This is a genomic window from Streptomyces sp. NPDC058525 (genome assembly GCF_042719495.1).
Taxonomy (GTDB): Bacteria; Actinomycetota; Actinomycetes; order Streptomycetales; family Streptomycetaceae; genus Streptomyces.
This window is the reverse complement of the sequence record NZ_JBHXNP010000034.1, coordinates 20,637-32,903: the sequence shown is the minus strand read 5'-3', so window position 1 is coordinate 32,903 and position 12,267 is coordinate 20,637. Positions and strand designations below refer to the sequence as shown.

Annotated in this window: 11 protein-coding genes and 1 pseudogene; 3 read left to right on the top strand and 9 right to left on the bottom strand. The window is 73.2% G+C overall.

Annotated elements, in window-relative coordinates; translation table 11 throughout:
- From ACFWP3_RS18035 to ACFWP3_RS18025, 3 genes are all read right to left on the bottom strand, one after another.
- Positions 1-1,173, bottom strand: coding sequence for an AAA family ATPase (locus tag ACFWP3_RS18035; protein ID WP_384221813.1), 1,173 nt, complete (start codon positions 1,171-1,173; stop codon positions 1-3).
- Positions 1,170-4,796, bottom strand: coding sequence for a WGR and DUF4132 domain-containing protein (locus ACFWP3_RS18030; RefSeq protein WP_384221810.1), 3,627 nt, complete (start codon positions 4,794-4,796; stop codon positions 1,170-1,172). The genes ACFWP3_RS18035 and ACFWP3_RS18030 overlap by 4 nt, the downstream gene beginning before the upstream one ends.
- 134 nt (positions 4,797-4,930) lie before the next feature.
- The gene (locus ACFWP3_RS18025) at positions 4,931-5,233 is read right to left on the bottom strand and encodes a DUF2087 domain-containing protein (RefSeq protein ID WP_384221808.1); all 303 of its coding nucleotides are present in this window, start codon (positions 5,231-5,233) and stop codon (positions 4,931-4,933) included.
- 319 nt (positions 5,234-5,552) lie between these two features.
- On the opposite strand from ACFWP3_RS18025, the pseudogene ACFWP3_RS18020 reads away from it, so the two are divergent.
- A pseudogene (locus tag ACFWP3_RS18020) lies at positions 5,553-5,798 on the top strand (hypothetical protein); the annotation flags it as partial.
- Between the two features lie 73 nt (positions 5,799-5,871).
- On the opposite strand, the gene ACFWP3_RS18015 reads toward ACFWP3_RS18020, so the two are convergent.
- The 6 genes from ACFWP3_RS18015 to ACFWP3_RS17990 form a co-directional block, all read right to left on the bottom strand.
- Positions 5,872-6,522 carry a hypothetical protein gene (locus ACFWP3_RS18015; protein ID WP_384221805.1) on the bottom strand — a complete coding sequence of 217 codons (651 nt, stop codon included), beginning with the start codon at positions 6,520-6,522 and terminating at the stop codon, positions 5,872-5,874.
- A complete protein-coding gene (locus ACFWP3_RS18010; RefSeq protein WP_384221803.1) occupies positions 6,519-6,992 on the bottom strand; it encodes a DUF6114 domain-containing protein in 474 nt (157 codons plus the stop codon). The genes ACFWP3_RS18015 and ACFWP3_RS18010 overlap by 4 nt, the downstream gene beginning before the upstream one ends.
- Positions 6,983-7,621 carry a DUF6230 family protein gene (locus ACFWP3_RS18005; RefSeq protein WP_384221800.1) on the bottom strand — a complete coding sequence of 213 codons (639 nt, stop codon included), beginning with the start codon at positions 7,619-7,621 and terminating at the stop codon, positions 6,983-6,985. The genes ACFWP3_RS18010 and ACFWP3_RS18005 overlap by 10 nt, the downstream gene beginning before the upstream one ends.
- Before the next feature lie 108 nt (positions 7,622-7,729).
- Complete coding sequence (locus ACFWP3_RS18000) at positions 7,730-8,509, bottom strand: MerR family transcriptional regulator (RefSeq protein ID WP_384221798.1); 780 nt, start codon at positions 8,507-8,509, stop codon at positions 7,730-7,732.
- Between the two features lie 28 nt (positions 8,510-8,537).
- On the bottom strand, positions 8,538-9,731 hold the full coding sequence (locus ACFWP3_RS17995; protein ID WP_384221893.1) for a methyltransferase: 1,194 nt from the start codon (positions 9,729-9,731) through the stop codon (positions 8,538-8,540).
- A 70-nt stretch (positions 9,732-9,801) separates the two neighbouring features.
- Positions 9,802-10,155 (bottom strand): tetratricopeptide repeat protein, encoded by a 354-nt coding sequence (locus ACFWP3_RS17990; protein WP_384221795.1) that lies wholly within the window; start codon positions 10,153-10,155, stop codon positions 9,802-9,804.
- Positions 10,156-10,264: 109 nt separating this feature from the next.
- Here ACFWP3_RS17990 and ACFWP3_RS17985 point away from each other — a divergent pair, with 109 nt between their 5' ends.
- Together ACFWP3_RS17985 and ACFWP3_RS17980 are read left to right on the top strand one after the other, a co-directional pair.
- Positions 10,265-11,230, top strand: coding sequence for a pirin family protein (locus tag ACFWP3_RS17985; protein ID WP_384221793.1), 966 nt, complete (start codon positions 10,265-10,267; stop codon positions 11,228-11,230).
- A gap of 298 nt (positions 11,231-11,528) precedes the next feature.
- Positions 11,529-12,203 (top strand): hypothetical protein, encoded by a 675-nt coding sequence (locus ACFWP3_RS17980; RefSeq protein WP_384221791.1) that lies wholly within the window; start codon positions 11,529-11,531, stop codon positions 12,201-12,203.
- Positions 12,204-12,267: the final 64 nt, after the last annotated feature.

Genomic DNA, 12,267 nt, shown 5'->3' with positions numbered 1-12,267 from the left:
TCACCGGCCCGCCAGCAGGTGGCGCGACGCGTGCAGGGCCTGCCACTGCGCCCCGCCCCGCTTGGCCGCCCGCTGCTCGAGGTAGCGGCGCAGCCGTGCCAGGTCCTCCGGGCTGTCCTTGGCCGCCGTACCGGCCAGGCAGGTGACCAGGTCGGCCGCGTTGCCCGGCTCGCCGCGCAGGAACCAGCCCCGTACGCCCACCGCGTGGGCGACCGACACGGCCTCGGCCGTGCTCATCACGGAGGAGAGCCGGTCCGTGCCGGCGCCGTGGCCGCCGACTCCGGAGCGCAGCTCCCGGAAGGTGGTGACGAGCACCTCCAGGACCTCCGGGTCCGGCGCCGCGGTCACGCCCGAGCGCTGGAGCAGGGCCTTCGCCTCGGTCTCCACCAGGGCGAGCTCGGTGTCCAGGTCGGAGATGGGGAAGACGGTCTCGTAGTTGAACCGCCGCTTGAGCGCGGCACTCATCTCGTTGACCCCGCGGTCGCGGGTGTTCGCCGTCGCGATCACGTTGAAGCCCTGGCGGGCGAAGACCATCCCGTCCGGGCCCTCCAGCTCCGGTACGGCCACGACCCGTTCGGACAGCAGCGACAGGAGGGAGTCCTGCACCTCCAGCGGGCAGCGGGTGATCTCCTCGAACCGGACGAGCCGCCCCTCCCGCATGCCGCTCAGCATGGGAGCCGGTACCAGCGAGCGCTGCGAGGGGCCCTCGGAGACGAGCAGGGCGTAGTTCCAGGAGTACTTGATCTGGTCCTCGGTGGTCGCCGCGCCGCCCTGGACGATCAGCGTGGAGTCCCCGCTGACGGCCGCCGAGATCAGCTCCGACAGCAGCGACTTGGCCGTACCGGGCTCACCCACGAGCATCAGGCCCCGGTTGGTGGCCAGCGCCACCAGGGCCCGCTCGACCAGGGCCGTGTCGCCGACGAACTTGCGGCCGATGCCCGCCTCCTCGTCCCCGACGATGAAGCGGCGGGCGGCCCGCAGGCTGAGCTGCCAGCCCGGCGGCCGGTGATCGGTGTCGGCGGCGCGCAGGGCGGCGAGCTCCGCGGCGTAGCGGACCTCGGCGGGCGGCCGCTGCAGCTCCTCGGCAGCCGGGCCCGCGGTCGCAGTCGCAGTCGCAGTCGCAGTCGCAGTCGCAGTCGTGGTCGCAGTCGTGGTCGCGGTCGTGGTCGTCATGACGTCAGCTCCGTCAGGTCGGCCAGCACCTCGGAGACGACGACGGGGGACAGGTCGCCGAACTTCAGCGGATAGGTGCGGGACGTCCAGTAGTCGCAGGGCCGCGTGTCGAGCCAGACGGTCTCCAGCTTCTGGTCCGGGAACTCGCCGATCATTCCGACCGCGATGCCCTCGTCGAGCCCGATCACCAGATAGCGCTCGGGGCCCAGCCGGCGGGAGAACCACCGCTCCACCCCCGCGTCCTGGGGCTCGCCGCGCTCCCAGCCGCGCTTCTGCAGCGCGAGCAGCCTGCCGACGGGCACCGTGATCCCCTCGAAGCGGGTGAGGCGCGAGTCGGCGGCCTCCTCCTCGGTCACCGCCAGCACCGGCCGGCCCAGCTGCGGGAACGGCTGCAGGATCTCGTAGTCCGCGAACAGCTCGGACCAGTCCGCCAGCGCGCCGCCCAGGTCCAGCGGGTGGGCCAGGGTGATGCCCGCACCGTCCGCGAACGTGACCGCCTCGTCCTCGGCGTCGGCGTACGTGCGGTCCTCGGCCACGCGGAACGCGGTCACCTCGCCCTCCCGCTCGGCCCGCCAGACCAGGCGCCGCACCAGGTGCCACACCAGCGGATGCTCCACGAACAGCCGGCGGAACTCGGCGGCCGTCCACGAGCGCCCGTCCACCATCGCGGCCTCCAGGCGCCGCACCTGGTCCGAGGCGATCGTCCGGACGTCCTTCTTCAGCGCCGTGAACCGCTTGCGCTCGGCGGCGGCGAGCTCGGCGTCGTCCCGGGTGCCGGGCTTCGGCAGGTCCTTCAGGCGCCGGCCGTCCTCGCCCAGTACGTACGGCTTGAGCTGCTCGTCGAAGCCGACCGTGAAGCGGCGCGTGCCGTAGTCGATGACCGTGCTGCCGTCCGCGTCCAGACCGAGGTCCGGCACCAGACGGTCCGACAGCTGCTCACCGGTGAGCCCCAGTCCGGCCGCGACCTCGGCGATCTTCTCCTGCGCGCGCAGCTTCAGCGCCTTGAACTTCACGCGCTGCGCGATCCCGTGCAGGTGCAGCAGGGCCACATCGGTGCCGATCGCCGCCAGGACGTCGAGGCCGTCGACCGCCCGGTGGTGCGCGCCCTCGCCCGGCCAGGCCCGGATCACCGGGGTCAGGGCCCGGACGGTCCCGTCGTCGCCGAACCGGCCGAGCGCGTGCAGCGCCCACGACTCCTTGGGCGGCATCCCGGCGAGCTGCCATTCCGTGAACAGCGCCCATGCGAAGGCGGCCAGGGACTCCTGCGTGCACAGGTCGCGCACCTGGGCCAGCCCGGGGAACTCCGCGCTCGGCGTGGACACCGCCAGCATGGTCACCACGTGCGAGGCCGCCGCGGCGGGCAGCGCCCCGCCGGACCGCAGCAGGATCTGCGGCAGCGCCCGCGGATCGGCCCAGTCGGCCGCCTTGGGCATGCGGGCGGGCAGCGCGGTCGCGAGCGGATCGGCGGTCAGCAGCGGCTCCAGGGCCTCGGCGGCCTCCTGGCCGTACTCCGCGGCCACCCGGCGCACCGCGTCGGCCCCGTGCGCCGTCACGATCACGGACAGGGCCTGCTCGGCGGCGGTCCGCTCCGCCCCGGGCGCGCCGAGCGCGTCGGGGACGAGCAGCCGGGCGGCGCCCGCGCCGTGCCGGACGAACCAGGAACGGGCCGTCTCGCCCGCCGCCTTGAGCCGTACCAGCCAGCCGGCCATCAGCCGTGCCACGCCCGCGTCGAGGAACGGGAGGAGCAGGGGTGCCATCACCTTCGGGTTGCGGGTCGCCATGTTCACGGCCACCGGCAGAGCGGCCAGCTCGTGGCGGGCGACGAGCGGTTTGAAGGAGCTCAGGCCCTCATAGGTGTACTCGGTGCCCTGCCAGTCGGCGAGCAGCGGACGCACCTGCTCCTCGGGCCCCTTGACGAACACCGCCAGCGCGTCCCACTGGTGGCGCCGCATGCCCTGGCGCAGGTGCTCGACGTAGGTCTCCATCGGGTGGTACGGCTCCCAGCAGGTGACCCAGGACTCGGTGGCGGCCCATGCCTCCCGCTCGCCGGTGCGCCAGTCCGTCCGGGCCCCTTCCGGCACCGCCAGCCCGCTGAGCGTCCGCGGCTTGGCGACCGTGCGCTTGCGGGTCCACGGCGGGCTGGTCAGCAGCGGCGGCAGCGACTCCGCGGGAACCTCCGCCACCCGGCCCTCCTGCCGTGCGAGGGGACCGACGCGTGCGGCGAGCTCCGCGGGCAGGTCCGGCAGCAGGGAGAGCACGAGCTCCTGGTGGGCGGCGACGTGCGTGACCAGCAGCTGACCCGCCATCGAGGCGGTGGGGCCGGCACCGGCGGACGCCTGCGCGAGCAGCCGCAGCGCCCGGACCGGATACCGGCGGGCGGCGGTGGCCACGGACATCCGGACGTACTTGTTGTCGAGGCGCTCCACGAGGAAGCCGAAGGCCTCGTCGGAGGGCAGCTCGACGAGGGCCGCCGCCATCGCCTTGGTGTCGTCGGTGTCGATGTACTGCCGGTTCAACTCGCCGGCGGCCAGCGGGGCCATCGCCACGCCGATGCCCTCCGCGACGGTCGGCACGACGGCCGCGTTGCGGACGGTCCAGCCGAGGTCCCCCCGGTCGTCGAACAGGGCGGCCTGCTCGGGCGACCCGAGGGAGCACAGCAGCATCTCGCGCACCAGCCGGTCGGGGTGCGCGCGCAGGGCCGGATCGGCGCAGCACTCCTCCACCCACTCCTGCTCCGAGGGGGCGATGAAGCAAGCGGTGATCTGCTGGCGCGGGGTCCGCCGGGCGGTCGCGAGGCCGGCGACGGCGGCCCGGTACGTCTCCTCGTCCGCCACGGAGAGCAGGGCCCGGACACGGGCCAGGGGCTGCCGGGCGTGCATCCTGGCCCAGGCGCTTTGGTAGTGCACGTCGGGGTCCGCTGTCGCGTGGACCGAGTCCTTCCGGCTCTTGTGGCCCGGGGACGGCGTGACCCACTCGGCATGGACCTCCGGGATCTCGGCCGCCGCGCGGGCGGCGAAGGGCAGGCCGAACTCGGCGGCCCAGGCGTCCACGACGCTCAGGGACGGGGAGCCGCCGGACCGCAGCTCCGCGAGGACCGCCGCGCCCAGCGGGTCGGGACTGCCGGACTGGTGGGCCCGGGCGGCCTCGACGAGAGCGGGGTCGCTCCGCGGGGAGGAGAGCACGCGCTCGACCGTCTCGGCACTGAGCTCGAGCGACTTGCGCAGTGCCCCCTGCGCCTCGCCGTCGACCGCCGGCACGGTACAGGGCACCCCGCCGCGGCGCGGATACAGATTCCGCTTCCACTCCTCGGGCAGGACGAGGGTGTCCTCGTCGACGGGCGCGGCCGGGCCCGCGCTCACGTCGGCGACGCCCGGATCCACGGCGGCGGGAACGGCCGGCGCGGCCGCTTCCGCGGCCTCCGCGACTGCCGCGTAGCCCTTGCGCTCCTTCTCGGCTATGGCCTTGACCAGGTGCGACTGGGCGTCAGCGGCGGAGCCGAACTCCTTGATCCGGGTCTGGCCGGCGGTCCCGGTGCGACCGAAGCGGACGGTCACCGAGGTGCCCTCCGCCTCCGCCTCCCAGAACTTGGCCGAGCCTCCGTCGACGTACTCCCAGCGCCGCACGCTGCCTCCCCTTTTCGTGCGTGATCAGATGACCGAACAGTAGACGGCCCCTCTGACAACGGGTTCGGGGGAGGTGCCCGAGGACGGACGGGCGGGCGGGCGGACGGGCGGACGGACGGGCGGCCGGCGACGTACTACCGGCTGGTCGTCGCCCGCCGGTAGCTGCTGCCGTCCCGGGTCCGGGTGAGGTGACCCGAGGTGATCAGGTAGCGCCGCAGCGCCGAGCAGTCCTCGTGCACCGTGCGCAGCGCGTCGTTCACCTCGGGCTCCGTGTACTCCCGGTCCGCGGCGAAGAGCGTCTGAGAGAGGTGGGCGAGCAGCTGCTCGCGCCGGGCCGCCTTGCGCGGGATCGCGGTGAGGCGGCCGCCGGAGAAGAGGTCGGAGACGTTCCGGCGGGTTCCGGCCGTGGGCTCTTGATGTTCAGTGCTCTGTGACATGGCAGGGAGCCTCTCCCGACACCCGCCGTCCGGGCAACGCAATTTCGAGGCCCCGGCGCCCGGCGCGGGCGTCCGCAGCCCTCCGAAAAGGTGACGGTCGCTCATCTCACTGAGTGGTAGTTCCGTCAGTACCCCTCCCCGTGACCCGGTTCCCGCCCCCACGGAGGAGCACGTATGTTACGTCCCGCCGCCCGCCTGAGAACTGCCGTCGCCGCCGCGCTGATCGCCCTCGGCGCGACCCTGCTGACACCGCCCGCCGCGGCCGCCGGAGCCGCCGACCCCGTGCCGCTCCCGATCGCCGACTACTGCGGCAGCCAGTGCTCGGACATCCTGCGGCGGCGGCTCGCTCGCCGCGTGCCGCGAGGCCGTGACCGCCACGCTCAAGCAGGCCGCCGCCGCCACCTCGGCGGCCGTCTACCCGGCCGACGGGACCTGCGCCGCGGGCAACCAGTGGTGCGCCGACTCGATCGTCCAGCGCCCGGTCGGCGGACTGTCCCACCCGCAGGTCAACTGGCAGAACCGGCCCACGTACCAGCAGGTCGTGGAGTTCCCGGCGCACCGCTGACGCGGCGCGGGCACGACGGAGGCCCGCCGTTCCGGACGATCTCCGGGACGGCGGGCCTCGGTGCGCGCGGGGGTCAGGGGCCGACGGTGATCTGCTGCGCCGGGTCGGTCGTGTCGGTGACGAGGTAGACCGCGTTGAAGGTGGACGTGGTCGCACTCGTCGGGCAGCCGAACCCGCCGGTGACCTTCACCGGTACGGTCGCGTTGGTGAAGGTCAGGCTGGGCGGGGCGCCGTTGGTCCAGGTGCCGGCGACGTTGGCGGCGGCCGTGGGCGCGGTGGTGACCGTGCAGGAGGCGAGCCCGGTCGTCTTGACCACCAGGCCGCCGACCGGCACGGTCATGGTCGCGGTGATCGGGGAGCCGTGCTGCATCGACACCGTCCAGGCACCGCTGGTCGTGACCGTCGGGGTCACGCCGGGGATGCTCGACGTACAGGAGCTGTACGTCGGCGCCGAGATGGGGGACGAGACGGGCCCGGCCGGGTTCTGGTTGCCGGGGGCGGCCGGCACCGTGCCGGTGGCCACGGAGACGTTGCAGGTCACCGTCACCGAACCGGCCTTGAGGGTGGCCTTACCGCTGAGGGTGGCCTTGAACGCGTGCCCGGCCGGGGTGACGGTGGTCGACCCGGCCACGGGTAACGGCGCGGCGGAGGCGGAGACCGAGGCCAGCGTGAGGGCTCCGGCGGCGGCCATCCCGAGGGCGAGCGCGGTGCGCGTACGGCTCATGGCTGTGCTCCTTGGGGATCGTGGTGCGGAGGTGTCGTGGGGGAGGGAGCGGCTGACGGTGCGGCTGAGGGGACAGCGGAAGGAACGGTGGAGGCAGGGGTGGAGTCGGGGGCGCGGGCGGCCGCGTGCGGCTGCCAGGCGAACATCAGGCCGCCGCCGAGGATGCCGAGCAGGGTGCCGATCAGGAATCCGCCGAGGTTCGACAGGACCAGGGCCGCGGTGGCGATCAGGGTGGTGAGGACACCCGCGAGCGCGCGCTGTGCGGGGGAGAACCAGGCGGTGAGGCCGAGCACGATCATCACGAGGCCCATCAGGACGGACGGGATCCCCGCCACCCCCTGCTGGAGCATGATCTTGAGCGGTGCCAGCGGCAGGAGGCAGATCCACACGCCGGCGAGGATGGTGAACAGTCCGCCCCAGAACGGTCTGCCGCGCCGCCACCGCCGCCACCGCCGACGGCTCAGAAGCATTCCTTCTTGCCCTTGCTGATGTCCATGCGCAGCCCGGAGAGCTTGAAGGTGCCTGCGTTGGTCGCCCACGCCGTCTGCTGGAGATCGGTGATGCTGACCGTGTCGGCCTGCTGCGCGAACAGGTCCTGCATCCCCTGGGCGTCGGCCGGACCCTTGTCGAGGGTGGAGGCGTCGCGCCCGATCTCGATGTTGCTGAAGACCGCGTCACCGGAGAGCTGCGTCGCGTCCACGAACAGGTTGCTCGCCTCGACGGGCTTCTTCTGGCCCGCCGTCAGGTTGAGCGAGATGTCCCCGATCACCGGGAGCGTGGTGACCACGGACTGGCACAGGCTGTTGAGCTTCGCCTCCCGGATGGCGGTGACGGCCACAGGGATGAGCTCCTCGCGGGCGTTGACGTCGACACTGCCGTACTGGGCGAAACCCTCGCCCTGCAGGCTCTTCGCCGACACTTTGAACTGCTGCCCCGACACCGCGAACGAGGCGGCGAGCGCCCCTTGCGCGAGGGCGATGCCGAGGCCGGCGGTCACGGCCACGGCGGGTACGGTCAGGACGGCGAAGCGCCGCCAGCGGACACGGCCGGAGCCGCGATCTTCGTCTGATAAGTCGGATAAGTGCGGGGCATCCGTCATGAGATCGTCCCTTGTGTTCAGCTGTGAGCCGTTGTTACCGACGAGTTGAATGTAAGAGTGCCAATGGGGGTTGGCAAGGTTGTGCGAGCGCACCCTTTCGGCCGACTCCTACTGCTCCGTACGCAGCAGTTCGGCGACCTCCGCGTCCACCCGGCGCGCCATCGCCCGGGCGAACTCCGTGGCCACGACCTCCCCGGCGACCGGCCGCAGGGCCGTCACCGCCTCCGTGATGTGCTGGAGCTGCGTGGCCGAAAGCAGCTCAAGCGCCGCCGGTCCGATCACATGCCGCCGGAACAGTCCGACGAACCGGTCCGCGAGGGCGGCCGCCTGCGCCTGTACGAACTCCCCGGCGTCCAGGATCTCCGCGAGCGGGACGCCCTCGCGCACCAGCGCGAGCGTCGCGTCCAGCAGGCGCGGGCTCGGGTGGGTGACCAGGTCCCCGTCGACCGTGACGTACCCGAGTTCCGCCGCCCGTCGGGTGTCCTCGGCCGTGGCGGTGGGGCCGAACAGCTCCCGCAGCTCGGCCCGCGTCATCGTGACCGGCTCCTCGCGCACCCAGTCGCGGGTCATCTCCCGTTCCAGGCCCAGCAGTCCGGACAGGCCGCCGCCGCCCTCCCACGCCTGCAGGAGCTCGGCGATGCCGTTGACCGTGTAGCCGCGCCCCAGCAGGTCGCTGATCAGCCGCAGCCGGGTCAGGTGGTCATCGGAGTACCAGGCGATCCGGCCCTCGCGGCGCGGCGGCGGCAGCAGCCCGCGCTCCTGGTAGTAGCGCAGGTTGCGCACCTTGACCCCGGCCGCGCGGGCCACGTCCTCCCGGCGGTAGCGCCCGCCGCCCGTCCCGCCGCCCGTCCCGCCCTCGGCCCCGTCTCCCACCACCTGGCTGCTCACGCGGCAGAGTGTAGGACGTACCGGCAGGTCACATAGGCCGCGGCCGGTCTTCCTTGACGGCCCGCAGGATCACGAACTTCGGCTCGCTCGCGACGACTTCACTGTTGCCGAACAGCCGCCGCAGGTGGGTGTGGTAGCCCATGTGCCGGTTGGCGACGATCCACAGCTCGCCCCCGGGCCGCAGCACCTTGCGCGACTGCGCGAACATCCGCAGCGCCGTCGCGTCCGTGGTCGCCTGGTGGGAGTGGAACGGCGGATTGCTCAGCACCAGGTCCACGGAACCGGGCGCCAGCATCGCGACCCCGTCGCCGACGTGGAACTCGGCCGTCCGCCGGCCCTCGCGGATGTTCGCCCGGTACGTGGCCCGCGCCGAGGCGACCGCCTGGTAGGACTCGTCCGTGAAGACGACCTCGGCGTCCGCGTCGTGCACCTGCACGGCCGTGCCGACGACGCCGTTGCCGCAGCCCAGGTCCACGACCCGGGCCCCGTCGGTGTTGGTCGGCAGGTTCTGCAGGAAGAAGCGGGTGCCGACGTCGAGCCGGTCGGCGCAGAAGATCCCGGCGTGGTTGACGACGGTCAGCCCGGAGGCGGACCCGGCGTCCTCGTCCACCGTGTACGTCACCGGCCACGGCCCGGCGGTCGTGGGCCGCGCGGCGCCCGGAGTGCCCGGCGTACAGAAGATCAGCCGCGCCTTCTTCTCGGCGAGCGAGGTCTTCGTCGGGCCCAGGATCCGCTCGAAGAGCCGCAGCGTGGAGGTGTGGATCTCCTTCACCATGCCGGTGCCGACGACCACGGTGCCCGCGTGCACGTGCGGGGCCAGCCGGTGCAGCTGGTCCTCCAGCAGCGCCAGGCTCTTGGGCACGCGCACCAGCAGGACGTCGATCTTCTCGGGCGGCGGGTCCTGCGTGGTCAGCAGCGTGACCGTCGCCTTGGAGGTCCCGATCCCGTTCCGGTCGAGGTTCGCCGCGGTGGCGGAGCGGGTCAGGGAGGAGTCCGTGATCTGCGTCGGCCGGTACGCGGCGAGCGCGGTCGTCAACGTCCCCCAGCGGTCCCCGACGACGGTGATCTGCCCGGCGCCGGCCAGGTCCACCGGCCCGCGCTCGCCGGTGCCGGCGTCGAGGTGGCGCAGCAGGTACTCGTCGGCGGCGTCCCAGGCGCGGAGCCGGTCGCGCGGGTCCTCGGGGAAGCGGGTGAGCTCGTAGGAGCCGAAAGGCGTGGTCAGACGGTTCATATGCGACCCAGGCTAACCGAGCCGGAGCCCGGGCCCCGCATGCGCCGGGCCGGGCGGCCCGCTAGTCCTCGAACTCGCCCGCCATGGCGGCGGCCATCCGCAGGTACGGACGGGCCTCGGCGGCCCGCCCGCCGCGCTCCAGCGTGCGACCGAGCATCAGCTGTGCGTAGTCCTCCACGGGCCAGCGCTCCAGGATGGCGCGGAGCTCGTGCTCGGCCCGGGAGAGCTGGGCGGAGTGGTAGTAGGCCCGGGCCAGCAGCAGGCGCGGCGCCAGCTGCTCCGGGGCCTCGGCCGCCAGCGTGTCCAGGATGCGGGCGGCCGTCGCGTACTCCTTCGCCTCGAAGAAGAGCCGGGCCCGCTCCCAGCGCTCGGCCGCCGTCCCGTGCTCGATGTACGCCGTCCCCGCCGAACTCATCACGCCCGCCTTCCCGCTGTCCGAATCGCGCTGTCCGGTGCCTCCAACACGCAGGGCCGGGGGAACATTCCACTGACCGCGGCCGCCCCGCCGCCGTTAGGTTGTCCGCATGAGCAATCTCGATCGCCAGCCCGCACTCTCCGTCTGCGGCGGCCGCGGCTTCGTCGTGGCCGAACCGGTTCGCGAGCTCCTCAGCCCGCGCACGGTCAAGCTCGGGGAGTCCACCGAGGTCCGACGACTCCTGCCGAACCTGGGCCGCCGCATGGTGGGCGCCTGGTGCTTCGTGGACCACTACGGCCCGGACGACATCGCGGACGAGCCCGGCATGCAGGTCGCTCCGCACCCGCACACCGGCCTCCAGACCGTCAGCTGGCTCCACGAGGGCGAGGTGCTGCACCGGGACAGCGTGGGCAGCCTGGCGACGGTCCGCCCGCGCGAGCTGGGCCTGATGACCTCCGGCCGGGGCATCAGCCACTCCGAGGAGAGCCCCCGCCCGCACGCCCGCTTCCTGCACGGCGCCCAGCTGTGGGTGGCCCTGCCGGACGCCCACCGCGACGTGGACCCGCACTTCGAGCACCACGCGGAACTCCCGAGGGTGACGGCCCCGGGCCTGACCGCGACGGTCATCCTCGGCACCCTGGACACCGCGGCCTCGCCGGGCACGACGTACAGCCCGATCGTCGGCGCGGACCTGACCCTCGCGGCGGGCACCGAAACCCGCCTCCCGCTCGACCCGGACTTCGAGTACGCGGTCCTGTCGATGTCGGGCGAGGCCCACGTGGACGAAGTCCCGGTCCTCCCCGGCTCCATGCTCTACCTCGGCTGCGGCCGCACCGAACTCCCCCTGCGGGCGAGTTCGGACGCGAGCCTGATGCTCCTGGGCGGCGAGCCGTTCGAGGAGGAGATCGTGATGTTCTGGAACTGGATCGGCCGCACCAACGAGGACATCGTCCAAGCCCGCGAGGACTGGACGAACGGCACCCGCTTCGGCGAGGTAAAGGGCTACGACGGCCCCCCGATCCCGGCTCCACAACTCCCGCCGGTGCCGCTGAAGGCGCGGGGGCGGGTGCGCTGACCCGTGCTCGCGTGAAGCAGACCGACCAAGGACCGTGGTGACCAGCCCCCGACGGCAGCCAGACCATCACCGTCCGGGCCGGGTTCTCCTCGTGGTCTGATCCCCGCACTCAGGCCGGTGGGATGACTGGCCCTCACGAGCTGCTCCCGCTTCAGGGGCAGGCGCCTCGCCTCGTCTCGCGGACGACGGGTCCTGGTGCGGGGCGGGCAGGGGCACCGGGATACCCTGCGGGTGGTCCTCGGGCTCTCCGCGAGTCACAGGTCAGTTCTGGCAGATCTCCCGGAAAGCGCAGCAGCCCATGTCCGCCACCCTCGTAGCGCGGCCGCCTTCGCCGGCCCGCGGAGTGGTGCGCGGTCTGCGGGCCGGGGCCCTCGCGGCGTTGTGCGTACTGCTGCCCTTGGCGGGCCACCTCCTCGCGCAGGGGCACATGCCGCGGTGGGCGTTGCTGCTGGGCATGGCCGCGGTCGCGGTGCCCAGTGCGGTGCTGCTGACCCGGCACAGGCTCTCCGACACCCAGCTCATGGCGGCGTTGGCCGGCGCCCAGCTGGCCTACCACTCGGCCTACTCGCTGCCGGGGGCCTGCGCGGCCGTGACCGGTTCGCGGGAGCCGATGGCTCTGGTCGAACACGCCTCGGCGGCCGGTGTCCCGCCGGAGGTCTTCTTCGCCGGGCACCTCGTCATGCTGGTGCTCGCCGCGCACCTGTTCGGACTCACCGGACGGCTCCTGTGGCGCGGCAAGCCCGTCCTCGAGGCGCTGCGCGCCCTGCTGATGTTCGTCTGGCCGCTCCTGCCCGCGGGCAACGGGCCGAAGGCAGCGCTGCGGGATCTGGAAACGGGCGCGATGCCGCCGTCCGCGATCGTGGTCCGGCTGCACGCCGGACGCGCACCGCCGCGGTTCGGGCACGCCGTGCCGTGGCGTGCCCCTCTCCCGACGACCGGGCTGTCGTCCGGCGGAGGTTTCTGCCCGGCCTAGCGGCCGGATGGAGGGGCCGTCCGCGGGCGGCGGCGTGTCCTGCTCCGGCTGGTCCGGGGAGCAC

Bases quoted from the DNA above. Each gene is read 5' to 3' on its own strand.
- ACFWP3_RS18035 (WP_384221813.1), bottom strand. From the start codon at position 1,173: ATGACGACCACGACCGCGACCACGACTGCGACCACGACTGCGACTGCG.
- ACFWP3_RS18025 (WP_384221808.1), bottom strand. From the start codon at position 5,233: ATGTCACAGAGCACTGAACATCAAGAGCCCACGGCCGGAACCCGCCGG.
- ACFWP3_RS18015 (WP_384221805.1), bottom strand. From the start codon at position 6,522: ATGAGCCGTACGCGCACCGCGCTCGCCCTCGGGATGGCCGCCGCCGGA.
- ACFWP3_RS18010 (WP_384221803.1), bottom strand. From the start codon at position 6,992: ATGCTTCTGAGCCGTCGGCGGTGGCGGCGGTGGCGGCGCGGCAGACCG.
- ACFWP3_RS18005 (WP_384221800.1), bottom strand. From the start codon at position 7,621: ATGACGGATGCCCCGCACTTATCCGACTTATCAGACGAAGATCGCGGC.
- ACFWP3_RS17990 (WP_384221795.1), bottom strand. From the start codon at position 10,155: ATGAGTTCGGCGGGGACGGCGTACATCGAGCACGGGACGGCGGCCGAG.
- ACFWP3_RS17985 (WP_384221793.1), top strand. From the start codon at position 10,265: ATGAGCAATCTCGATCGCCAGCCCGCACTCTCCGTCTGCGGCGGCCGC.
- ACFWP3_RS17980 (WP_384221791.1), top strand. From the start codon at position 11,529: ATGTCCGCCACCCTCGTAGCGCGGCCGCCTTCGCCGGCCCGCGGAGTG.